We start from the raw sequence: 21,714 nt of genomic DNA, 5'->3' as shown, positions 1-21,714 counted from the left end.
CCCTTGTCATATTCTGCTGCTGGCTTTAATCAAGCCTGCTGTTTTTTGAACAGGCTCAGCGTGAACAGCACGGCGGCGCTCAGCACCACCGAAGGGCCGGCCGGCGTATCGTAAAATGCCGAGAAGGTCAGGCCGCCGGTGACGGCCACCATGCCGAGCAGCACTGCGACGCCCGCCATCTGCTCCGGCGTGCGTGCGAAGCGCCGAGCGGTGGCTGCCGGAATGATCAGCAGTGAGGTGATGATCAGCGCGCCGACGAATTTCATCGCCAGACCGATGGTCAAGGCGGTGACCAGCATCAACACGGTGCGTGCGCGCACCAGATTAACGCCGTCGACGTGCGCCAGCTCTGGGCTGATGGTCATCGACAGCAGATCGCGCCACTGCCACCACAGCACCAACAGCACCACGGCGACGCCGCCGGCAATCATCACGATATCGCTCAGCGTAACCGACAGCAGATCGCCGAACAGGTAGGCCATCAGATCGACCCGCACGTTAGACATCAATGCCACCACCACCAGTCCCAGCGACAGGGCGCTGTGGGCCAGAATGCCGAGCAGGGTATCCACTGAAAGCTGCGGGCGACGTTCCAGCCAAACCAGGGCCAGAGCCAGCAGCAGCGTAATGGCGATCACCGCATAGAAGGGGTTGATGTCGAGCAGCAGACCAAAGGCGACGCCGAGCAGCGAGGCGTGCGCCAGGGTATCACCAAAGTAGGACATGCGGCGCCAGACCACGAAGGAACCCAGCGGCCCGGCGGCGCTAGCCAGCAACACGCCGGCCAGCCAGCCGGGAAGTAACAGTTCAATCATGCTTCGCGGCTCCCGGTTTTCTTCAAGACAATTCTTCCCTGCAGATCGTGGCGGTGGTTGTGATGGTGGCGATACACCGCCAGCTGCTCTGCGCCGCGGTTGCCGAACATGGCGATGAATTCGGGATGCATCGAGACCACCTCCGGCGCGCCGGAGCAGCAGATGTGCTGATTGAGGCACAACACCTCGTCGGTTTTCGCCATCACCAGATGCAGATCGTGCGAGACCATCAGCACGGCGCACCCCAGCTCCTTGCGCAGCTGATCGATCAGATCGTACAGCGCCAGCTGGCCGTTGACGTCTACCCCTTGCGTGGGTTCGTCCAGCACCAGCAGCTGCGGTTTATTCAGCAGCGCTCGCGCCAGCAGCACGCGCTGGTTTTCACCGCCGGAGAGCTTTTGCATCGGCTGGTCGAGCAGGTGGGCGGCGTGCACGCGTTTGAGCGCCGGCAGAATGTCGGCTTTCTTTACGCCAGGTTTAAGACGCATAAAGCGGCTGACGGTCAGTGGCAGGGTGGCGTCGAGGTGCAGCTTTTGTGGCACATAGCCGATGCGCAGATCGGGCTCACGCTCCAGCGTGCCGGCGGTCGGTTTGACCAATCCCAGCACCACGCGCACCAGCGTGGATTTGCCCGCGCCGTTCGGGCCAAGCAGCGTGAGAATACGGCCGGGTTGCAGGCTGAGGGAAATGTTCGACAGCACCTTGCGGCTGCCGAAGGCGACGGAGATATTTTTTAGCGTTATCAGTGTAGACATCTCGAGATTACAGGTTGCAGAACGAAGCGAATGTTATAATATCACGCCTTGTTGATGAAAACGATGGGATTACTGATGATGGCAAAGAAAAATAAATGGCTGCAGCGTACGCTGTTGGCCAGCGCATTGTTGATGGCCGGCCCGCTGAGCAGCGCTTCCGCGGCGGTGGTGACCACGATTCGTCCGCTGGGCTTTATCGCTTCGGCGATCGCCGACGGCGTGACGCCGACCGAGGTGTTGCTGCCGGACGGCGCTTCACCGCACGATTTTGCGCTGCGTCCTTCCGATATCCAGCGTTTGCGCTCTGCGGACCTGGTGCTATGGGTTGGGCCGGACATGGAAGCGTTCCTGAACAAGGCGCTGGTGCCTATCTCGGCAACCCGAAAGCTGGCTGTCAGCGAACTGCCGGCGGTGAAGCCGTTGCTGATGAAAGGCGAAGATGACGACGATCATGATCATGCAGGCGAAGCGCATAACCATGCCGATGACGATCATGGGCATCATCACGGCGAGTACAATATGCACGTTTGGCTGTCGCCGGAGATAGCAAAAGTGACCGCGATCGCGATTCACGACAGATTGTTGGAACTTATGCCGCAAAATAAGGACAAATTAGACGCAAACCTGCGCCAGTTCGAGAATCTGCTGACGCAAACTGACAAAAATGTTGGTAACATGCTTACGCCTGTGCAAGGTAAGGGTTATTTTGTTTTTCATGATGCTTACGGCTACTTTGAGAAACACTACGGTTTGAGTCCGCTGGGCCATTTCACCGTCAATCCCGAAATTCAGCCTGGAGCACAGCGCCTACACCAAATTCGAACACAGTTGGTTGAGCAGAAAGCGGTATGCGTTTTTGCTGAGCCACAATTCAGGCCGGCCGTAATCAATGCCGTCGCCAAGGGTACCAAAGTGCGTTCCGGAACGCTGGACCCGCTGGGCATCGGCATCGCGCTGGGGAAGGACAGCTACGGGAAATTCCTGACTCAGCTGTCAAACCAGTACGTGAGCTGCCTGAAGTAAAGCTTATGAGGATAATATCGAGTGCAGCAGATAGTCCGAACTATCGCTCTGGCGTATAACAACCTGCCACGGCCCCATCGCGTCATGCTGGGGTCGCTGACAGTCGTCACATTGGCCGTCGCTGTTTGGCGGCCTTTTGTTTACCACCCAGAACACAACCCCATCGCCAAGAGCGTCGAGTTAGAATCCAGCCAGATGCGGTCATTGCTCCCCGAAGCCAGTGAACCGATAGATGTCGACCAACCCACCCCCGATGACGAAATCCCGCAGGATGAGCTGGATCAAAAAGATGCCGGCGATGATGGCGTGCATGAATATGTGGTTTCCACCGGCGATACCCTCGGCAGCATTCTGACGCAGTACGGCATCGATATGTCGGATGTCACGCTGCTGGCTTCGCAAAATCGCGATCTGCGCAACCTTAAGATCGGCCAACAGCTGTCGTGGACCGTGAACGATGCGGGCGATTTGCAGCAGTTGACCTGGGAAGTTTCCCGCCGCGAAACCCGCACCTACGATCGCGTCGGCAACAGCTTCAAAGAGTCGAAAGAGGCGCAGCAGGGCGAATGGCGCAACAACGTGATCAGCGGCCGGGTTAACGGCAGCTTCGTCAGCAGCGCCGGCGACGCCGGGCTGAGCCGTAACGAAATCAACTCGGTGATCAAGGCGCTGCAATGGCAGCTCGATTTCCGCAAGCTGCGCAAAGGCGACCAGTTCTCCGTGCTGATGTCGCGCGAGCATTTCGACGGTAAGAAATCGCAAAGCCAGCTGTTGGGCGTGCGTCTGCGCACCGGCGGCAAAGATTACTATGCGATCCGCGCCGAAGACGGCAAATTCTACGATCGCCAAGGCTCTGGCCTGGCGCGCGGCTTCATGCGTTTCCCGACCATGAAACAGTTCCGCATCTCCTCCAACTTCAACCCGCGCCGCGTGAACCCGGTGACTGGCCGCGTGGCGCCGCACAAGGGCGTCGATTTCGCCATGCCGGTCGGCACGCCGGTGCTGGCGGTCGGCGACGGTGAGGTGGTGATCGCCAAACGCAGCGGCGCAGCGGGCAACTATGTGGCGATCCGCCACGGTCGTCAGTACACCACGCGCTATATGCACCTGAAAAAACTGCTGGTGAAACCAGGCCAGAAGGTGAAACGCGGCGATCGCATTGCGCTCTCCGGCAACACCGGCCGTTCCACCGGGCCACACCTGCACTTTGAACTGTGGACCGGCCAACAGGCGGTGAACCCGCTGACGGCCAAACTGCCGCGTTCCGAAGGGCTGGGCGGCAAAGACCGCAGCGATTATCTGGCACAGGTGAAGGAAGTGGTTCCTCAACTGCAGTTGGATTAACGTCCCCCTTTTTTCCGGCGCTCCGGCGCCGTTAATTTCATCGGCCTGATTGCGGGCCGATGCTGTTTTATCTGGGTGGTTCGCGGTTGTTAATTGCAAAATCGGTGATGGCAATTATGATTAGCCGAATCGCTAAGCGAAGAGCACGTGCATGCAAAACGAGAAGAAATCGAACGTAGAGTTCATCCCGCAGTTTCAAAAAGCCTTTTTATATCCGCGCTACTGGGGCGTGTGGTTGGGAACCGGTCTGATGGCCGGCATTTCGCTGGTGCCTGCGCGCCTGCGCGATCCGGTGCTGGGTGCGGTCGGCAAACTGGCCGGCAAGCTGGCGAAGGGCGCGCGCCGTCGTGCCCGCATCAACCTGCTGTATTGCTTGCCTGAGCTGCCTGAAAGCGAACGCGAGCACATTATCGACCAGATGTTCGCCTGCGCGCCGCAGTCGATGGTGCTGATGGCGGAACTGGCCTGCACCAAGCCCGAAAAAGTGCTAAAGCGCGTGCGTTGGCACGGTGAAGAGGTGCTGGACAAGATCCGGGCGGAAGGGCGTAACGTGATTTTCCTGGTGCCTCACGGCTGGGCGGTGGATGTGCCAGCGATGCTGATGGCTGCGCGCGGCCAACCGATGGCGGCGATGTTCCACAACCAGCGCAATCAGCTGATCGACTACCTGTGGAATGCCGTGCGTCGTAAATTCGGCGGCCGCATGCACGCGCGCAACGACGGCATCAAACCGTTTATCAGTTCGGTACGGCAGGGGTACTGGGGCTACTACCTGCCCGATCAGGATCACGGCGCCGAGCACAGTGAGTTCGTCGATTTCTTCGCGACCTATAAGGCGACGCTGCCGGCGGTAGGCCGGTTGATGAAGGTTTGCCGTGCGGCGATCGTGCCTTTGTTCCCGGTGTACGATGGCAAAACCAGCATGCTGGATATTTATATTCGCGAGCCCATGGACGATCTGGCCGAAGCCGATGACCCACGGATTGCGCGCCGCATGAATGAAGAAGTGGAAAACCTGGTGGGCCCGAACCCTGAGCAGTACACCTGGATCCTAAAACTGTTGAAGACGCGCAAGGAAGGGGAGATTGAGCCTTACTCGCGCGACGATCTGTATCGCTAATCCTTCCTAACGTTAACGCCGGTCGGGCTATAACCCGGCCGGTATCACTTCAGATGTGCACCATACAGCCGCGCGCCCGCAGGATGTCGATGACTTTAGGCGTGCGGGTGAAATCATTCCAGCGCAGATCCAGCTTGCGCAGCCGGCTCAGTTCGCCGAGGCTTTCCGGCAGCTCGCTCAGGCGGTTGGCGCGCAGATCCAGACTTCTCAGCGCCGTCAGCTCACCGATATTTTCCGGCAGGCGCGTCAGTTGATTGAAACGCAGGTTCAGCTCGCTCAATCGCGGCAGGTGGCAGAAGGCTGCCGGCAGTTCGGTGATAGCATTGTTGGCCGCATCGAGTATCTCCAACTCACCGAGCAGAGCCATTTCCGCCGGCAGCGTGGTCAGGGCATTTTTCATGATATGCAGTTCGCGCAGCGCGCGCAGCTGCCCGATTTCGGCGGGCAGGCTGCGGATGCGATTGTTGTATAAACGCAGCTCCTGCAACGCCGCCAGCCTCGGTATTGCCTGCGGCAAGGCGGTCAGTTGGTTATCGGTCGCGTTGAGATAGATGAGCTGCTGCAGCTGTGCCAGCGAATGGGGGAGGTCGCTAAAACCGTTATCGCTCAGATAGAGGTATTTCAGCCGGTGCAGTTGCCCCAACGCTTCAGGCAGTTCGCTCGCGCGATTGTGGCCAAAGTCGAACATCTCGAGCTGTTGCAACTGACCAATCTCCGGCGGCAGACGGTCGAGCTGATTGCAGGAGATATTCAGCACCTGCAGATTCTGGTGCCGGAAGATTGGGGTGGGGAAGGCCGTCAGCTGATTGTCGTACAGGCTGACCTTGCGCAGCGCGCGGCCGGCAAGCTGCGATTCGTCGAGCTGCGTCAGGCTACGGCCGTCGAGATCGAGCTCATCAGCGCTCGCTGCGGGGTTGTGTTGGTGGAGCATGGCGTTCTCCGTCGTTTATGGCGATGTCAGCGCAAAAAAAATGCCGGCCAACGTGAGCCGGCCGGCATTTCGTCTGCGGCGTGAATTACTCGACGCGCAAGATACGGCTGGTATTGGTGGTACCGACGGTTTCCATCACGTCGCCCTGGGTGACGATCACCAGATCGCCGGAGACCAGGAAGCCTTTGTCACGCAGGCGATTGACGGCTTCATTGGCGGCGATCACGCCGTCTTTGTGGCTGTCGAAATATACCGGCGTCACGCCGCGATACAGCGCAGTCAGGTTCAGCGTGTGCTCATGACGCGACATGGCGAAGATCGGCAGGCCGGAGCTGATGCGTGACATCATCAGCGCGGTGCGGCCGGACTCAGTCATGGCGATCAGCGCGGTGACGCCTTTCAGGTGGTTGGCCGCATACATCGAAGACATGGCGATTGCCTCTTCGATATTGTCGAACTGCACGTCCAGACGGTGTTTGGAAACGTTGATGCTCGGGATCTTCTCGGCGCCCAGACAAACGCGCGCCATCGCCGCTACGGTTTCCGCCGGGTATTGGCCAGCAGCGGTTTCCGCCGACAGCATGACGGCGTCGGTGCCGTCCAGCACGGCGTTGGCCACGTCCATGACTTCGGCGCGGGTCGGCATCGGGTTGGTGATCATCGACTCCATCATCTGAGTCGCGGTGATCACCGCGCGGTTCAGGGTGCGTGCGCGGCGGATCAGTTTCTTCTGAATGCCGACCAGTTCCGGATCGCCGATTTCGACGCCGAGGTCGCCACGGGCAACCATCACCACGTCGGAGGCCAGAATAATGTCGTCCATCGCTTCGTCGGTGCAAACCGCTTCGGCGCGCTCAACCTTGGACACGATCTTGGCGTTGCAGCCCGCATCGCGCGCCAGGCGGCGGGCATAGTTCAGGTCTTCACCGGTACGCGGGAAGGAGACCGCCAGATAGTCGACGCCAATCTTGGCGGCGGTCACGATGTCCGCCTTGTCTTTTTCGGTCAGCGCCTCGGCTGACAGGCCACCGCCTAGCTTGTTGATGCCCTTGTTGTTGGACAACGGGCCGCCGACGGTCACTTCGGTAAACACTTTCATGCCCTGAACTTCGAGCACTTTTAACTGAACGCGGCCGTCGTCAAGCAGCAGGACATCGCCCGGCACGACGTCGGCAGGCAGGCCTTTATAGTCGATACCGACTTTTTCTTTATCGCCTTCGCCTTTTGACAGGTTGGCGTCCAGCAGGAATTTATCACCCACGTTGAGGAAGATTTTGCCTTCCTTGAAGGTGGATACGCGGATTTTCGGCCCTTGCAGATCGCCGAGGATAGCGACGTGACGTCCCAGTTTGGCAGCGATTTCGCGCACTTTGTCTGCGCGAGCCTGGTGATCTTCCGGGCTGCCGTGGGAGAAGTTAAGCCGAACTACGTTGGCACCGGCGGCAATGATCTTTTCCAGATTATTGTCGCGGTCTGTAGCCGGACCCAGGGTGGTAACGATTTTGGTTCTTCTGAGCCGTCTGGACATGTATTACTCCGTTGACTGGTGAAGCAAATATTGGTGTTGCGATAACGTCGGATAACGAAACCAGGCGTGAAATGTAATTTTACAACACTGATATTTCACCCGGGTTACCCGCATGAGCATGTTAACAGGGTACCGCCTCTGATGCCGTCATTCAAATGTCTGTTGAACGGCGATTTTTTTCTTCGTCGGGTCACGAATCAAAACTGTTGGGAATGACCACGCCTTTATCAAAGCGCGATTCTTTGAGCGCTTCTTTGACCCGCTTCAAGTTATCTCTGAATTTAGCCCCTCGGCGCAAGGTAAATCCGGTGGCAAGCACGTCAATGAGCGTTAATTGCGCGATCCGCGACACCATCGGCATGTAAACGTCGGTGTCTTCAGGCACATCGAGCAGCAACGCGAGGGTCGCCGCTTGGGCGAGCGGGGTGTCGCGCGAGGTGATAGCCAGTACCGTGGCGTCGTTCTCCCGCGCCAGGTGAGCCATCTCCACCAGATTTTTGGTGCGGCCGGTGTGTGAGATCAGCACCACCACGTCGCCCTCGCCGGAGTTCATGCAGCTCATGCGTTGCATGACGATGTCATCGAAGTAGACCACCGGAATGTTGAAGCGGAAAAATTTGTTCATCGCGTCGTGCGCCACCGCCGCGGAGGCACCCAGGCCGAAGAAAGAGATCTTTTTTGCCTGGGTGAGCAGGTCAACCGCACGATTGATTGCGGCAATATCCAAATTTGCCTTTACTGTATCCAGGCTGGCCATGACCGATTCGAAGATCTTGCTGGTATAGGAATCGACGCTGTCGTCTTCCTCAACGTTACGGTTTACGTAGGGCGTGCCGTTAGCCAGGCTTTGGGCGAGGTGCAGTTTGAAATCGGGAAAGCCTTTGGTATCAAGGCGGCGGCAAAAACGGTTGACGGTAGGTTCGCTGACGTCGGCCATGCGCGCCAGCGTGGCAATGCTGGAGTGAATGGCGGTCTGTGGGGAGGCCAGGATCACCTCGGCGACTTTCCTTTCAGATTTGCTCAGGCGTTCCAGATGGTTCTGGATTTTGTCCAGCGTATTCATATAACGAGAGTCACTCATGGTTTTATCCCTGTGGCTTTCAAGCAACAGCGCCGAATTTCGCCCGTGTTCGCCGTGCACGCAGACGCCAAACGAGCGGCTGTAACCTGGAATCGATAGGGTATGTCGATTTCAAACAAAGGAGAAATCAATGCCGGTTTAGTGAAAATATACTACGTGCTGGTAACCGTTGGCAGTCTCGACAGGGCGTATGCAGGCTTTTTTCACCAGAATATGACCTGTGTCTAACTTTCATAATGGTAACAGAGCGTCAAAAAAGACGAAAAATTACAGTTTTGCCCGCCTGTGCGGGCTCTGGCGCGCATTGGCGCTATCACTGGAATCTTGAGGTCTTTTTTCCTGCTTCTGCACCGGGTTTGCTGGCCGTAGTCAAACAGAGTACATTAGTAATGTAAGAAAATTACAAATATCCTGCAACGAGGAGATGAACATGGCGGTAACCTCTACAGCCCAGGCGTGTGACCTGGTTATTTTCGGCGCGAAAGGTGATTTGGCGCGCCGTAAGCTGCTGCCTTCCCTGTACCAGTTAGAGAAAGCCGGACACATCCACCCGGATACGCGGATTATCGGCGTCGGCCGCGCGGAGTGGGATAAAAAAGCGTATACCGAAGTGGTCAAGGAAGCGCTTGGCACCTTCATGAAAGAAAAATTGGATGACGAACTCTGGGCCACGCTGAGCGCACGCCTGGACTTCTGCAACCTGGACGTCAACGACAGCAAGAACTTTACCAAACTGGGTAAAATGCTGGATCAGAAACACCGCACCACCATCAACTACTTCGCCATGCCGCCAAGCACCTTTGGCGCCATCTGCAAAGGGTTGGGCGAAGCCAAGCTGAACCATGAGCCGGCGCGCGTGGTGATGGAGAAACCGTTGGGCACCGATCTGGCGTCCTCCCGCGTGATCAACGATCAGGTGGCGGAGTTCTTCAACGAGTCCCAGGTCTACCGCATCGACCACTATCTCGGCAAAGAGACGGTGCTGAACCTGTTGGCGCTGCGTTTCGCCAACTCGCTGTTCGCATCCAACTGGGATAACCGCACCATCGATTCGGTGCAGATCACCGTGGCGGAAGAGGTGGGCATCGAAGGGCGCTGGGGTTACTTCGACCAGGCCGGCCAGATGCGCGACATGATCCAGAACCACCTGCTCCAGATCCTGACCATGATCGCCATGTCGCCGCCGGCGGACCTGACGACCGACCGTATCCGCGACGAGAAGGTGAAGGTACTGCGCTCGCTGCGCCGCATCGATCAGACCAATGTACGGGAAACCACCGTGCGCGGGCAGTACACCGCCGGTTTCGTCCAGGGCAAGAAAGTGCCGGGTTATCTGGAAGAGGAAGGCGCGAACAAAAGCAGCAGCACCGAAACCTTCGTCTCCATCCGCGTGGATATCGACAACTGGCAGTGGGCCGGGGTGCCGTTCTACCTGCGTACCGGTAAACGCCTGCCGACCAAATGTTCGGAAGTGGTGGTGTACTTCAAAAACCCGCCGCTTAACCTGTTCAGCGATTCGTACCAGCAGCTGCCGCAGAACAAGCTGACCATCCGTCTGCAACCGGACGAAGGCATCGAAATTCAGGTACTGAACAAGGTGCCGGGGCTGGATCACAAGCACCGTCTGCAGACCACCAAGCTGGACCTGAGCTTCTCGGAAACCTTCAACCAGGAGCACGTGGCGGACGCCTACGAGCGCCTGCTGCTGGAGACCATGCGAGGCATTCAGGCGCTGTTCGTGCGCCGCGATGAAGTGGAAGAGGCCTGGAAGTGGGTCGACTCCATCATGGATGCATGGAAAGCCGACAACGAGGCGCCTAAGCCTTATCAGGCGGGCACCTGGGGGCCGGTGGCCTCGGTGGCAATGATCACCCGCGACGGCCGTTCCTGGAACGAGTTCGAATAATGCGCAATGCCGGCAGCCTGTCTGCCGGCTTTTTTTTGCCTGCGATCTGCGCGTGGGCCACATCACTTACGGTACGGCCGGACGTTCGCGCGCTTGCGCGGAGCCCTGTGGCAGGGGCGTGCCATTGTTAACCGCGAGTCATGGAGAAATAACGATGAAAAACTGGAAAACCAGCGCCGAGCAGATCCTGACGGCAGGGCCGGTGGTGCCTGTTATCGTGATCAACAAGTTGGAGCAGGCGGTGCCGCTGGCGAAAGCGTTGGTTGCCGGCGGCGTGCGGGTATTGGAGGTGACGCTGCGCACCGCCTGCGGGCTGGAGGCTATCCGCGCTATCGCCAAAGAGGTGCCGGAGGCGATCATCGGCGCCGGTACTGTGATCAATCCGCAGCAGCTGCGGGAGGTGACCGAGGCGGGGGCGCAGTTCGCCATCAGCCCGGGGCTGACCGACGCTTTGCTGCAGGCGGCGACGGCGGGGTCAATCCCGCTGATCCCGGGCATCAGCACCGTATCTGAACTGATGCTGGGCATGGATTACGGCCTGCGCGAATTCAAATTCTTCCCGGCGGAAGCCAACGGCGGCGTGAAGGCGCTGCAGGCGATCGGCGGCCCGTTCCCGCAGGTGCGTTTTTGCCCGACCGGCGGCATTACGCCGAACAATTACCGCGATTATCTGGCGCTAAAAAGCGTATTGTGCATCGGCGGCTCCTGGTTGGTGCCGGCCGATGCGCTCGAAAGCGGCGACTATGCGCGCATCACTGAACTGGCGCGCAGCGCGGTCAGCGGCGCCGCGTTGTAACCCGCGCCAGGCCTGGAGTTGGCGCTTATTTGCTCACCCGCGGATATCGCAAGGCTCAACGCTCCGTTGGGCCTTTTTTAATTTTTATCGCAATTAACTTTCTTATTTTTAACCCGTTTTTTTCTGCTTTTTTATGAAAACGGCAGTTTGCTTTCTAATTTTGGCTGTGGTAAAAATATCTCAGTTGAAAATTTTACTTTTATGAGGATATTGGGCAAATCGCACGGTGTGCGGCTGATAATAGAGAACTATTATGATGACTATTAACGGAACTACCCTCAGAACTTCTACGTGCCAACTCTTCCTGTCTGCGATCCTTGCCAGTGAGCATCACTGGTGCAGCGAGCTATAGCGTCTTTCTCCCTTAACCGGTGCTGGTAGCGGGCTTAGGCCTTCGCATTACCGTTCAGCCGGGCAAACATTCTTTTTGCGTTTGGGTCAGTTTATCCCCAGGGATCTCTGCGTCTTGCGCGCCGCATTGCGGCCGTCCGACGAGATAAATCGGGATAAATATGCCTTGGCGCGCGTTATTCGCCGTTTGGGAGAAAAATTATGATTTATTGGATCTTTTTAGGTTTGGCCATCATGACCGAAATCATCGGCACCTTGTCGATGAAATACGCTAGCGTCAATGGCGGCATGATCGGGCACATCGTGATGTACGTGATGATTACCGCGTCTTATGTATTGTTGTCGGTAGCGATAAAACGCGTGGCGCTGGGTGTGGCCTATGCGCTATGGGAAGGCATCGGCATTCTGTTCATCACCCTGTTCAGCGTGCTGTGGTTCGACGAACCGATCTCGGCGCTGAAGGTGTTGGGCTTGGCTACGCTGATCGCCGGCATCATGCTGGTGAAATCCGGTACCCGCAAAGAGCGAAAACAGGTCAGCCCGCGAGGTGACAACCATGCAACAGTTTGAGTTGTACCACATTGGGTTCCTGGGGCTGGCCATCGTACTGGAAATTATCGCCAACATCTTCCTGAAGATGTCGGACGGCTTCCGTAAAATTTGGCTGGGATTGCTGTCGCTGCTGTCGGTGCTCGGTGCGTTCAGCGCCCTGGCGCAGGCGGTTAAGGGTATCGATCTGTCGATCGCCTATGCGCTGTGGGGCGGTTTCGGTATCGCCGCCACCATCGCCGCAGGCTGGATCATGTTCGGCCAGCGGTTGAACGCCAAAGGCTGGATTGGCCTGGCGCTGTTGCTGACGGGGATGGTGATCCTTAAACTGTCTTGATAGCGGGCAATAAAAAACCGCAGGCGTCGCCGTCTGCGGTTTTTTTTTCGTCTGCGCTCAGGCTTACAGCGCGGCGATGATTTTGATTTCCACCTTGTACTTCGGATTCATCAGCTGCGCCTGCACCGTGCAGCGCACCGGCGCGCTGCCGGCGACCACCCAGGCGTCCCAGGCGGCGTTCATCGCGGCGAAGTCGGCGCTGTTGGCCAGGAAAATGGTGGCATCCAGAATACGGCTTTTGTCCGACCCTACGCGTTCCAGCAGCACGTCGATGGCGGCGAGGGCGTTGGCGGTCTGCGCGGTCGCGTCGTCGTCCAGGTTCTCCGGCACGCTGGTGTAGTAAACGGTCTCGTTGTGCACTACGGCTTCGGACCAGCGCTGATCGGGATCAATTCTTTCGATATTCATTTGCTTATCTCCATATCATAGTCGCGCTAAGGGTAGCACAGCCGGTGATAAAAAAGCGCGGCGATAAAGTGGGTGGTAGCCGGGCGGCAGGCTTGGCATAATCACCGTTGAATGACACCGGCAGAGAGACAGCGTGACAGACGATTTTGCAACAGACGGCGCATTGGCGCAGGCTATCAAGGGATTCAAACCGCGTGAGCCGCAGCGGCAGATGGCGCAAGCCGTTACCGAAGCGATCAATTTCAAGCAGGAACTGGTGGTGGAAGCCGGCACCGGCACCGGCAAAACCTTCGCTTATCTGGCGCCGGCGCTGCGTGCCGATCGCAAAGTGATCATCTCCACCGGTTCGAAAGCGCTGCAGGATCAGCTGTATGCGCGCGATCTGCCCACCGTCGCCAAGGCGTTGAAGTACAAAGGCAAGCTGGCGCTGCTGAAGGGGCGCTCCAACTACCTGTGTCTGGAGCGTCTTGAGCAACAGTCGATGGCCGGCGGGGAGCTGGCGGGGCAGACGCTGATCGATCTGGTGCAGCTGCGCAAGTGGTCGTCGCAGACCAAAGAGGGTGATATCAGCACCTGTAGCGAAGTGGCGGAGGACAGCTTCGTCTGGCCATTGGTGACCAGCACCAATGACAACTGTCTGGGCAGCGACTGCCCGTTGTATCAGGATTGCTTCGTGGTCAAGGCGCGCCGCCGCGCGATGGATGCAGATGTGGTGGTGGTAAACCATCACCTGTTCCTGGCGGATATGGTGGTGAAAGAGGGCGGTTTCGCCGAGCTGATCCCAGAAGCCGAGGTGATGATTTTCGACGAGGCGCACCAAATCCCCGACATCGCCAGCCAGTATTTCGGCCAGCAGCTCACCAGCCGCCAGCTGCTGGATCTGGCGAAGGACATCACCATCGCCTACCGCACCGAGGTGCGCGATGCGGCTCAGCTGCAAAAGAGCGCCGATCGTCTCAGCCTGAGCACGCAAGATTTCCGTCTGAATCTGGGAGAACCGGGGTTCCGCGGTAATCTGCGTGACGTGCTCGGCGAACCCAACGTGCAGCGTGCTCTGTTGCTGCTCGATGACGCGCTGGAGCTATGTTATGACGTGATGAAGCTGTCGCTGGGGCGTTCGGCGCTGCTGGACGCCGCCTTTGAGCGCGCCACGCTGTACCGCGCGCGTCTCAAACGCCTCAAGGCGGTAACGGAACCGGGCTACAGCTATTGGTATGAGTGCAATTCGCGCCACTTCGTGCTGGCGCTGACGCCGCTGACGGTAGCCGATCGTTTCCGCGAAATGCTGGACGAGAAGCCGGGCAGCTGGATCTTTACCTCGGCCACGCTGTCGGTCAACGATCAGTTGGGCCACTTCACCGAACGGCTGGGGCTGACCAAGGCCAAAACGCTGCTGTTGCCGAGCCCGTTCGACTATGCCAAACAGGCGTTGCTGTGCGTGCCGCGCTTTTTGCCTTCGCCGAATCAGCCCGGTGGGGCGCGCCAGCTGGCGCGCATGCTGCGCCCATTAATCGAAGCCAACAACGGCCGCTGCTTCTTCTTGTGCACATCGCACCAGATGATGCGCGAGCTGGCGGAAGAGTTCCGCGCCACGATGACGCTGCCGGTCTTATTGCAAGGGGAAACCAGCAAAGGGCAGCTGCTGGCGCAGTTCGTCGCCGCCGGTAACGCGCTGTTGGTGGCGACCAGCAGCTTCTGGGAAGGGGTGGACGTGCGTGGCGATGCGCTGTCGTGTGTCATCATCGATAAGCTGCCGTTTACTTCACCGGACGATCCGCTGCTGAAGGCGCGCATTGAAGATTGCCGCCTGCGCGGCGGCGATCCGTTCAATGACGTACAGTTACCGGATGCGGTCATCACCCTGAAACAGGGGGTGGGCCGTTTGATCCGCGATACCGACGACCGTGGCGTGCTGGTGATTTGCGATAACCGTCTGGTGATGCGCCCTTATGGCGAGGTGTTCCTCAATAGCCTGCCGCCTACGCCGCGTACCCGCGATCTGAAACAGGCCATCGCCTTCCTGCAGGCCGCCGATACGTCGGCCACGTGAAAGATGAAGGGCTTACGGGGCTGTGCTACAATGCGCGCCCTGTATGAAAAACCCAGTTTTATTCCCGCCAGAGGTTGGCATGTCCACGCGAATTTTAGCGATCGATACCGCGACGGAAGCCTGTTCCGTCGCCGTCTGGAATCAAGGCGAAATCCACGCCCTGTTTGAGCTGTGCCCACGCGAGCATACGCAACGAATTTTACCTATGGTGCAGCAGGTGCTGGCGGAATCCGGTCTGGCGCTCAACCAGCTCGATGCGCTGGCCTTCGGCCGCGGCCCCGGCAGTTTTACCGGGGTGCGCATCGGCATCGGCATCGCTCAGGGCCTGGCGCTGGGCGCCGATTTGCCGATGATTGGCATTTCCACGCTGCAAACCATGGCGCAGGGCGCCTGGCGCGTCAGCGGCGCGGCGCGCGTGCTGGCAGCGATCGATGCGCGCATGGGGGAAGTCTACTGGGGGCAGTTCGAACGCCAAGTGGACGGCAGCTGGTTGGAAAGCGAAGGCGAGGCGGTGCTGTCGCCGGCGCAGGCGCTCGAGCGTGCACAGCGTCTGCAGGGCGAATGGGCCCACGTCGGCACCGGCTGGCAAACCTATCCCGACCTGGTCAACGGTTCTACGCTGAGCGTGCGTGACGGCCAAATGCTGCTGCCGCAGGCGCAAGACATGCTGCCGCTGGCGCTGCACGCCTGGCAACAGGGGTTGGCGGTGGCGGTGGAAAACGCCGAGCCGACCTATCTTCGCAATGAAGTCACCTGGAAAAAACTGCCGGGCCGCGAGTAATCGCGGCGTATTGTGCTGTTGTTGATGCCGGGCGATGAAGGCCTGCAACTTGAACGACGAAACGCGGTCAAAGTTACAGGCATTTCAGGAGATTGCGACCATGTTAATCCGCACTGCAAGTAAAAAGCTGTCGCTGCTGGCCGTCGCCTGCGGCGCGCTGGTTCTGACCGGGTGCGTCACCGTACCGGATGCGATCAAAGGCTCCAGCCCTTCGCCGGTGACTCAGCTTTCCTCGGTACAAAATGCACCGAACCTGTTTACTGGCGCGGAAGCCCGCTTCGGCGGCACTGTGGTGAACGTCGCCAACGAACAAGGGCGTACGCTGCTGGAGATCGCGGCGGTGCCGCTCGACAGCGGTGCGCGGCCGATACTGGGTGAACCGTCGAACGGCCGCTTGCTGGCCACGGTGAACGGCTTCCTCGAACCGGTCGATTTCAAAGGCCAACTGGTGACCGTCGTCGGCCCTATCACCGGCCTGAAAGAGGGGCGGATCGGCATGACGCCATATCGTTTCGTAACGATGAACGTGACCGGTTTCAAGCGCTGGCATCTGGTGCAGCAGGTGGTGATGCCGCCTGCGCCGATGGGCCCTTGGGGCTGGCGCGGTGGTCCGTGGGGGCCCGGCTGGGGCGCAGGCTATGGCTGGTACAACCCCGGTCCGGCACAGGTGCAAACCATCGTAACCGAGTAGCATACGCTTGATGTGAACATATTTGACAGGGCGGCTCAGGCCGCCCTTTTGCTTTTTGGGATAGGGAATATCCGACAATTAGTGACGTACATCGCAACCTGAATAATGTTTAAAACCCGAACTGGTCTGCTGAGTTAAAATATTGTTATGGTTAGGCTGCGAGTTTGAGGGCTGCGATGATAATTAGTAATGATTTCAGGAGTAATACCTTGGATAAGGTCTGGTTAAAACGGTATCCGGCAGATGTGCCCGCAGAGATTGATGCCGATCGCTATTCGTCGTTGATCGAAATGTTTGAGCATGCCGTGCAGCGTTATGCCGATCAGCCCGCCTTTATCAACATGGGCGAGGTGATGACCTTCCGCAAACTGGAAGAACGCAGCCGGGCTTTCGCGGCTTACCTGCAAAATGAACTGGGCCTGAAGAAGGGCGACCGTGTCGCGCTGATGATGCCTAACCTGTTGCAATACCCCATCGCTCTGTTCGGCATTCTGCGTGCCGGCATGGTGGTGGTCAACGTCAACCCGTTGTATACCCCGCGCGAGCTGGAGCACCAGTTGAACGATAGCGGGGCCAGCGCCATCGTTATCGTTTCCAACTTTGCCCATACGCTGGAAAAAGTGGTGTTCAACACCCAGGTCAAACACGTGATCCTGACGCGCATGGGCGACCAGCTTTCGGCCGCCAAAGGCACGCTGGTCAACTTCGTGGTCAAATACGTCAAGCGCCTGGTGCCCAAATACAACCTGCCGGACGCCATTTCATTCCGCAGCGCGCTGCAACGCGGCCGCCGTCTGCAATATGTAAAACCGGACATCATTAATAGCGATTTGGCTTTCCTGCAATACACCGGCGGTACCACCGGCGTGGCGAAGGGCGCGATGCTGACGCACCGTAACATGCAGGCCAACCTTGAGCAGGCCAAGGCCGCTTATTCGCCGCTGTTCCGTGAAGGGCAGGAACTGGTGGTGACGGCGTTGCCGCTATACCACATTTTCGCGCTGACGGTGAACTGCCTGCTGTTTATCGATCTGGGCGGGCGCAATTTGCTGATCACCAACCCGCGCGATATTCCGGGGCTGGTGAAGGAGCTGGGTAAATATCCGTTCACCGCCATGAGCGGGGTGAATACGCTGTTCAACGCGTTGCTGAACAACGAAGAGTTCCACAAACTCGATTTCTCTACGCTGCGTTTCTCGGTCGGCGGCGGTATGTCGGTGCAAAAAGCGGTGGCCGAGAAGTGGGAGAAAACCACCGGTAAACACCTGCTGGAAGGCTATGGTCTGACCGAGTGCGCGCCGTTGGTGGCCGGTAACCCTTACGATCTGAAACACTACAGCGGCAGCATCGGCCTGCCGGTGCCGTCGACGGACATTCGGTTGGTGGACGACAACGGCCATGACGTGCCGCCGGGCGAACCGGGCGAACTGTGGGTCAAAGGGCCGCAAGTTATGTTAGGCTATTGGCAGCGCCCGGAAGCCACCGATGAAGTGCTTAAAGATGGCTGGCTGGCGACCGGCGATGTGGTGACCGTGGACGATCAGGGATTTGTGCGCATCGTCGACCGCAAGAAAGACATGATCCTGGTCTCGGGTTTCAACGTGTATCCGAACGAGATTGAAGATGTGGTCAGCCAGCACCCGAAAGTGCTGGAATGTGCGGCAATCGGCGTGCCCAGCGAGGCCTCCGGTGAAACGGTGAAGATCTGCGTGGTGAAGAAAGACGCCTCGCTGACCAAGGAAGAGCTGTTGACCCATTGCCGTCGCCACCTGACCGGGTATAAAGTGCCTAAAATTGTTGAGTTCCGCGATGAACTGCCGAAGTCGAACGTCGGCAAGATTTTGCGGCGAGAACTGCGCGATGAGCTAAAAACGCCGAAGCCGGCCGATGCCGCCTAGGTGTCGCTTTCGCGTCTGACTATCAACAACGCCGGTGAATGCCGGCGTTGTTGTGTTTGAATCCTACAAGAGAATGATGTTTTGAATTATCAGTTGATCACTACCGATGCCGGATTGCAGCAGGTCTGCGAGCAGGCGAGAAAGCATGCCCAGATTGCGCTGGACACCGAGTTTGTCAGAACGCGCACCTACTATCCTCAGCTGGGCCTGATCCAGCTCTACGACGGTGAACAACTCTCCCTCATCGATCCTCTGCCGATCAAGCAATGGCAGCCGTTTGTCGACCTGCTGGCCGACACCGCCGTGGTGAAGTTCCTGCATGCCGGCAGTGAAGATCTTGAAGTGTTTCTCAACGCCTTTAAAACGCTGCCGACGCCGATGATCGACACCCAGATCCTGGCGGCCTTTACCGGTCGGCCGCTCTCCTGCGGTTTTGCGACGCTGGTGGCGGAGTACATGAAGGTTGAACTGGACAAGAGCGAGTCGCGCACCGACTGGCTGGCGCGCCCGCTGACCGAAAGACAGTGCGTGTATGCGGCCGCCGACGTGTTCTACCTGCTGCCGATGGCCAAACAGCTGGTGCAGGAGACCGAAGAGGCCGGCTGGACTGCTGCGGCCCATAACGAGTGCCTGCTGCTGTGCCAACGCCGTAGCGAGACGCTGGCGCCGGAAGTGGCCTATCGCGAAATCAGCAATGCCTGGCAGCTGCGCCCGCGTCAGCTCGGCTGTTTGCAGAAGTTGGCAGAATGGCGGTTGCGCCAGGCGCGCGAGCGCGATCTGGCGGTGAACTTCGTGGTGCGTGAGGAGAACCTATGGCAGGTGGCGCGCTATATGCCGTCTTCGCTCGGAGAACTGGATTCTCTGGGGCTGAGCGGGCCGGAGATCCGTTATCACGGCAAAACGCTGCTGGCGCTGGTGGCCGAAGCCGAAGCGCTGGAGGAGTCCGAGTTGCCCGCGCCATTGGCTAACCTTATCGATCAGCCGGGCTACAAGAAGGTGTTTAAGGACATCAAGGCCGCTATCGCTACCGTCAGCGAGCAAAGCGGGTTGAGCAGCGAGCTGCTCGCATCCCGTCGCCAAATTAACCAATTGTTGAACTGGCATTGGAAACTGAAGGACGGCGAGAGTCGCCCTGAATTAATCAGCGGCTGGCGCGGCGATTTATTAATGGCGCCGTTGCAGGACATCCTGAAAGATTATTAATCGCTGGTTATCACCAGGGCAGGGTAGGGAAACTCTGCTCGGGTGAATATAGGCAGGAAATAATGCGTTGAAGGTAAATCTGGCCAGAATTTACTTTAAACGAGGTGGCGGCAAAGTTAATTGGGAATTGTCCCAAAGGGAAAAATCAATTTTTTGCTGCCGATAATGCTTAATAACTGGATACACATACAGTTACCCCCTGCATAAAATATACAGGGGGTAATTAATGCGTCGCAATCATTTAGCTGCTTCTTCCGATTCCGGTAATGTCACGTTAAGTTCAAGTACCGAAATATCGTCCCCTTTCTGCTCGAACTGCACATGCAGCATTTCAGGATCGATCTGAATGTATTTGCAAATAACCGCCAGAATATCGCGTTTCAGATCAGGCAGATACGGGGGCTCACTGTCCCCGCGACGACGCTCTGCGACGATAATCTGCAGCCGTTCCTTGGCTATATTGGCTGTCTGTTTTTTGCGGGACAGAAAGAAGTCTAATAAGGCCATGGTTTATCCCCCAAAAAGGCGTTTCAGGAAACCCTTCTTCTCTTCTTCAATGAAGCGGAATGGGCGTTCTTCCCCCAACAAGCGGCAAACGGTATCGTCGTACGCCTTACCGGCGTCTGACTCGGCATCCAGAATGACAGGCTCACCCTGGTTGGAAGCGCGCAGCACGGACTGGTCTTCCGGGATCACACCCACCAGCGGAATGCGCAGAATTTCAAGCACGTCTTCCATGCTCAGCATGTCGCCACGGCTGACGCGGCCCGGGTTGTAACGGGTCAGCAGCAGGTGTTCCTTGATTGGCGATTCGCCTTTCTCGGCGCGGCGTGACTTGGAAGAGAGGATACCCAGGATACGGTCAGAGTCGCGTACCGAAGACACTTCCGGGTTGGTGGTGATGATAGCTTCGTCGGCGAAGTACAGCGCCATCAGCGCACCGGTTTCGATACCGGCCGGTGAATCGCACACCACGAAGTCAAAATCCATCTCGCCGAGATCGTTGAGGATTTTTTCAACGCCTTCGCGGGTCAACGCGTCTTTGTCGCGCGTCTGCGAAGCCGGCAGGATATAGAGGTTTTCAGTGCGTTTGTCTTTGATCAACGCCTGATTCAGCGTGGCATCGCCCTGAATCACGTTCACGAAATCATACACTACCCGACGTTCGCAGCCCATAATCAGGTCAAGATTACGCAGGCCGATATCGAAATCGATCACGACGGTTTTCTTGCCTTTCTGGGCCAGGCCGGTAGCGATGGCCGCGCTCGAAGTGGTCTTGCCAACGCCCCCTTTACCCGATGTAACAACAATAATGCGTGCCATGAAATGGATTCCTTGTCAAAAGGGCTTAATTTAAAGGTTGTATGGTTAAAGCGTTATCCAACAGGCTGAGTCGTACGGCCTGCCCGACGTAATCGGACGGGATTTGGTCGCTCAACCAGTACTGCCCTGCGATAGAGACTAGCTCAGCCGCCAGGTGGGTGCAAAAAATCTGACATTGCGTGTCGCCTGACGCGCCTGCCAGTGCGCGACCGCGCATCATGCCGTAGACATGAATATTGCCATCGGCAATCAATTCGGCGCCGGCGCTGACGCTGCTGGTCACGATAAGATCGCAGTTGCGGGCGTAAATCTGTTGGCCGGAACGGACAGGCGTACTGATGATGCGCGTTTTGGCGGGGGCGTTATCCGCCACCACGGGCGCAGGTGCAGGCTCCGGCGCAGCCATCTTCTGGCCTTTGCCTTCGCTCAGCAGCGGCAGCCCGGCACGGGCTATCGCGCGCTTTTGACGCTCATCTCTGCAACCGCTGATACCCACAACGCGCAGGCCTGCTGCCGCGACAGCCTGTTGAAGTTCTTTCCAGTTCGCATCGCCTTCCAGCGTTGCGACGTTGATAACAACAGGGGCGTTTTTCAGAAAAGCGGGCGCTTGCTCAACTTTTTCCTGTAACGCCTGACGTATTACCTCGGGCTGTGAATTATGCAAATGAACAACCGATAGGGTAAAACTGCTGCCTTTTAGCTCAATTGGCGATTGTGACATCTATCCTGACTCAGTCTCAGCAACTTTAAATCCCCGGAATACCACTCGGGGTGCGATATTCCGATGTACTATAAGCATGTTATAGTCAGAGTTATATCCAGGC

At 57.9% G+C, this 21,714-nt stretch carries 21 protein-coding genes; 12 read left to right on the top strand and 9 right to left on the bottom strand.

Annotated features, from left to right (window positions below):
• Positions 1–29: 29 nt before the first annotated feature.
• Positions 30–815, bottom strand: coding sequence for a zinc ABC transporter permease subunit ZnuB (znuB, locus tag ACJ8IL_RS02185; protein ID WP_025303124.1), 786 nt, complete (start codon positions 813–815; stop codon positions 30–32).
• Complete coding sequence (gene znuC / locus ACJ8IL_RS02180; RefSeq protein WP_004932357.1) at positions 812–1,570, bottom strand: zinc ABC transporter ATP-binding protein ZnuC; 759 nt, start codon at positions 1,568–1,570, stop codon at positions 812–814. Before znuC ends, znuB begins: the two co-directional genes overlap by 4 nt.
• 78 nt (positions 1,571–1,648) lie before the next feature.
• Between znuC and znuA the strand changes: the two genes are divergently transcribed.
• From znuA to lpxM, 3 genes are all read left to right on the top strand, one after another.
• Positions 1,649–2,593 carry a zinc ABC transporter substrate-binding protein ZnuA gene (gene znuA, locus ACJ8IL_RS02175; RefSeq protein WP_025303123.1) on the top strand — a complete coding sequence of 315 codons (945 nt, stop codon included), beginning with the start codon at positions 1,649–1,651 and terminating at the stop codon, positions 2,591–2,593.
• A 21-nt stretch (positions 2,594–2,614) separates the two neighbouring features.
• On the top strand, positions 2,615–3,937 hold the full coding sequence (mepM, locus tag ACJ8IL_RS02170) for a murein DD-endopeptidase MepM (protein WP_004932347.1): 1,323 nt from the start codon (positions 2,615–2,617) through the stop codon (positions 3,935–3,937).
• A 151-nt stretch (positions 3,938–4,088) separates the two neighbouring features.
• The gene (lpxM, locus tag ACJ8IL_RS02165) at positions 4,089–5,057 is read left to right on the top strand and encodes a lauroyl-Kdo(2)-lipid IV(A) myristoyltransferase (protein ID WP_015378127.1); all 969 of its coding nucleotides are present in this window, start codon (positions 4,089–4,091) and stop codon (positions 5,055–5,057) included.
• A 49-nt stretch (positions 5,058–5,106) separates the two neighbouring features.
• Here the strand turns inward: lpxM and ACJ8IL_RS02160 are convergent, their stop codons facing one another.
• The 3 genes from ACJ8IL_RS02160 to ACJ8IL_RS02150 form a co-directional block, all read right to left on the bottom strand.
• On the bottom strand, positions 5,107–5,988 hold the full coding sequence (locus tag ACJ8IL_RS02160; RefSeq protein ID WP_049209180.1) for a leucine-rich repeat domain-containing protein: 882 nt from the start codon (positions 5,986–5,988) through the stop codon (positions 5,107–5,109).
• An 85-nt stretch (positions 5,989–6,073) separates the two neighbouring features.
• On the bottom strand, positions 6,074–7,516 hold the full coding sequence (pyk, locus tag ACJ8IL_RS02155; RefSeq protein WP_004932339.1) for a pyruvate kinase: 1,443 nt from the start codon (positions 7,514–7,516) through the stop codon (positions 6,074–6,076).
• A 190-nt stretch (positions 7,517–7,706) separates the two neighbouring features.
• Positions 7,707–8,579 carry a MurR/RpiR family transcriptional regulator gene (locus ACJ8IL_RS02150; RefSeq protein WP_025303120.1) on the bottom strand — a complete coding sequence of 291 codons (873 nt, stop codon included), beginning with the start codon at positions 8,577–8,579 and terminating at the stop codon, positions 7,707–7,709.
• A gap of 448 nt (positions 8,580–9,027) precedes the next feature.
• Between ACJ8IL_RS02150 and zwf the strand changes: the two genes are divergently transcribed.
• From zwf to mdtI, 4 genes are all read left to right on the top strand, one after another.
• The gene (gene zwf / locus ACJ8IL_RS02145; protein ID WP_033643346.1) at positions 9,028–10,503 is read left to right on the top strand and encodes a glucose-6-phosphate dehydrogenase; all 1,476 of its coding nucleotides are present in this window, start codon (positions 9,028–9,030) and stop codon (positions 10,501–10,503) included.
• A gap of 154 nt (positions 10,504–10,657) precedes the next feature.
• Entirely contained in the window at positions 10,658–11,299 is a 642-nt protein-coding gene (locus tag ACJ8IL_RS02140) for a bifunctional 4-hydroxy-2-oxoglutarate aldolase/2-dehydro-3-deoxy-phosphogluconate aldolase (protein WP_025303119.1), read from the top strand.
• A gap of 552 nt (positions 11,300–11,851) precedes the next feature.
• Positions 11,852–12,220 (top strand): multidrug/spermidine efflux SMR transporter subunit MdtJ, encoded by a 369-nt coding sequence (gene mdtJ, locus ACJ8IL_RS02135; RefSeq protein ID WP_025303118.1) that lies wholly within the window; start codon positions 11,852–11,854, stop codon positions 12,218–12,220.
• Entirely contained in the window at positions 12,207–12,536 is a 330-nt protein-coding gene (gene mdtI, locus ACJ8IL_RS02130; RefSeq protein WP_016927446.1) for a multidrug/spermidine efflux SMR transporter subunit MdtI, read from the top strand. Before mdtJ ends, mdtI begins: the two co-directional genes overlap by 14 nt.
• 63 nt (positions 12,537–12,599) lie before the next feature.
• Here the strand turns inward: mdtI and ACJ8IL_RS02125 are convergent, their stop codons facing one another.
• Positions 12,600–12,944, bottom strand: a complete 345-nt coding sequence (locus ACJ8IL_RS02125) for a RidA family protein (protein ID WP_025303117.1) — start codon at positions 12,942–12,944, stop codon at positions 12,600–12,602.
• A gap of 133 nt (positions 12,945–13,077) precedes the next feature.
• Here ACJ8IL_RS02125 and ACJ8IL_RS02120 point away from each other — a divergent pair, with 133 nt between their 5' ends.
• From ACJ8IL_RS02120 to rnd, 5 genes are all read left to right on the top strand, one after another.
• Complete coding sequence (locus ACJ8IL_RS02120) at positions 13,078–14,994, top strand: ATP-dependent DNA helicase (protein ID WP_004932318.1); 1,917 nt, start codon at positions 13,078–13,080, stop codon at positions 14,992–14,994.
• A gap of 79 nt (positions 14,995–15,073) precedes the next feature.
• Positions 15,074–15,775: a tRNA (adenosine(37)-N6)-threonylcarbamoyltransferase complex dimerization subunit type 1 TsaB gene (gene tsaB / locus ACJ8IL_RS02115; protein ID WP_025303116.1), complete on the top strand. Its 702-nt coding sequence runs from the start codon at positions 15,074–15,076 to the stop codon at positions 15,773–15,775.
• A gap of 100 nt (positions 15,776–15,875) precedes the next feature.
• Entirely contained in the window at positions 15,876–16,466 is a 591-nt protein-coding gene (locus ACJ8IL_RS02110; RefSeq protein ID WP_021503867.1) for a Slp family lipoprotein, read from the top strand.
• 209 nt (positions 16,467–16,675) lie between these two features.
• Positions 16,676–18,364 (top strand): long-chain-fatty-acid--CoA ligase FadD, encoded by a 1,689-nt coding sequence (fadD, locus tag ACJ8IL_RS02105; RefSeq protein WP_025303115.1) that lies wholly within the window; start codon positions 16,676–16,678, stop codon positions 18,362–18,364.
• An 81-nt stretch (positions 18,365–18,445) separates the two neighbouring features.
• Complete coding sequence (rnd, locus tag ACJ8IL_RS02100) at positions 18,446–19,567, top strand: ribonuclease D (RefSeq protein WP_025303114.1); 1,122 nt, start codon at positions 18,446–18,448, stop codon at positions 19,565–19,567.
• A 237-nt stretch (positions 19,568–19,804) separates the two neighbouring features.
• Here the strand turns inward: rnd and minE are convergent, their stop codons facing one another.
• The 3 genes from minE to minC are packed head-to-tail and all read right to left on the bottom strand — an operon-like array spanning position 19,805 to position 21,611.
• Entirely contained in the window at positions 19,805–20,074 is a 270-nt protein-coding gene (minE, locus tag ACJ8IL_RS02095; protein ID WP_004932303.1) for a cell division topological specificity factor MinE, read from the bottom strand.
• Positions 20,075–20,077: 3 nt separating this feature from the next.
• Positions 20,078–20,890, bottom strand: a complete 813-nt coding sequence (gene minD / locus ACJ8IL_RS02090) for a septum site-determining protein MinD (RefSeq protein ID WP_016927452.1) — start codon at positions 20,888–20,890, stop codon at positions 20,078–20,080.
• A gap of 25 nt (positions 20,891–20,915) precedes the next feature.
• Positions 20,916–21,611, bottom strand: coding sequence for a septum site-determining protein MinC (gene minC, locus ACJ8IL_RS02085; RefSeq protein ID WP_025303113.1), 696 nt, complete (start codon positions 21,609–21,611; stop codon positions 20,916–20,918).
• Positions 21,612–21,714 lie beyond the last annotated feature (103 nt).

It is taken from the genome of Serratia sp. CY47444 (genome assembly GCF_052168635.1).
Taxonomy (GTDB): domain Bacteria; phylum Pseudomonadota; class Gammaproteobacteria; order Enterobacterales; family Enterobacteriaceae; genus Serratia; species Serratia bockelmannii.
This window is presented reverse-complemented; position numbering and strand designations above follow the sequence as displayed.

Bases quoted from the DNA above. Each gene is read 5' to 3' on its own strand.
- pyk (WP_004932339.1), bottom strand. From the start codon at position 7,516: ATGTCCAGACGGCTCAGAAGAACCAAAATCGTTACCACCCTGGGTCCG.
- ACJ8IL_RS02125 (WP_025303117.1), bottom strand. From the start codon at position 12,944: ATGAATATCGAAAGAATTGATCCCGATCAGCGCTGGTCCGAAGCCGTA.
- ACJ8IL_RS02140 (WP_025303119.1), top strand. From the start codon at position 10,658: ATGAAAAACTGGAAAACCAGCGCCGAGCAGATCCTGACGGCAGGGCCG.
- minD (WP_016927452.1), bottom strand. From the start codon at position 20,890: ATGGCACGCATTATTGTTGTTACATCGGGTAAAGGGGGCGTTGGCAAG.
- zwf (WP_033643346.1), top strand. From the start codon at position 9,028: ATGGCGGTAACCTCTACAGCCCAGGCGTGTGACCTGGTTATTTTCGGC.
- ACJ8IL_RS02160 (WP_049209180.1), bottom strand. From the start codon at position 5,988: ATGCTCCACCAACACAACCCCGCAGCGAGCGCTGATGAGCTCGATCTC.
- znuA (WP_025303123.1), top strand. From the start codon at position 1,649: ATGGCAAAGAAAAATAAATGGCTGCAGCGTACGCTGTTGGCCAGCGCA.
- ACJ8IL_RS02150 (WP_025303120.1), bottom strand. From the start codon at position 8,579: ATGAATACGCTGGACAAAATCCAGAACCATCTGGAACGCCTGAGCAAA.
- minE (WP_004932303.1), bottom strand. From the start codon at position 20,074: ATGGCCTTATTAGACTTCTTTCTGTCCCGCAAAAAACAGACAGCCAAT.
- ACJ8IL_RS02110 (WP_021503867.1), top strand. From the start codon at position 15,876: ATGTTAATCCGCACTGCAAGTAAAAAGCTGTCGCTGCTGGCCGTCGCC.
- mdtI (WP_016927446.1), top strand. From the start codon at position 12,207: ATGCAACAGTTTGAGTTGTACCACATTGGGTTCCTGGGGCTGGCCATC.
- znuB (WP_025303124.1), bottom strand. From the start codon at position 815: ATGATTGAACTGTTACTTCCCGGCTGGCTGGCCGGCGTGTTGCTGGCT.
- tsaB (WP_025303116.1), top strand. From the start codon at position 15,074: ATGTCCACGCGAATTTTAGCGATCGATACCGCGACGGAAGCCTGTTCC.
- mdtJ (WP_025303118.1), top strand. From the start codon at position 11,852: ATGATTTATTGGATCTTTTTAGGTTTGGCCATCATGACCGAAATCATC.
- lpxM (WP_015378127.1), top strand. From the start codon at position 4,089: ATGCAAAACGAGAAGAAATCGAACGTAGAGTTCATCCCGCAGTTTCAA.
- minC (WP_025303113.1), bottom strand. From the start codon at position 21,611: ATGTCACAATCGCCAATTGAGCTAAAAGGCAGCAGTTTTACCCTATCG.
- znuC (WP_004932357.1), bottom strand. From the start codon at position 1,570: ATGTCTACACTGATAACGCTAAAAAATATCTCCGTCGCCTTCGGCAGC.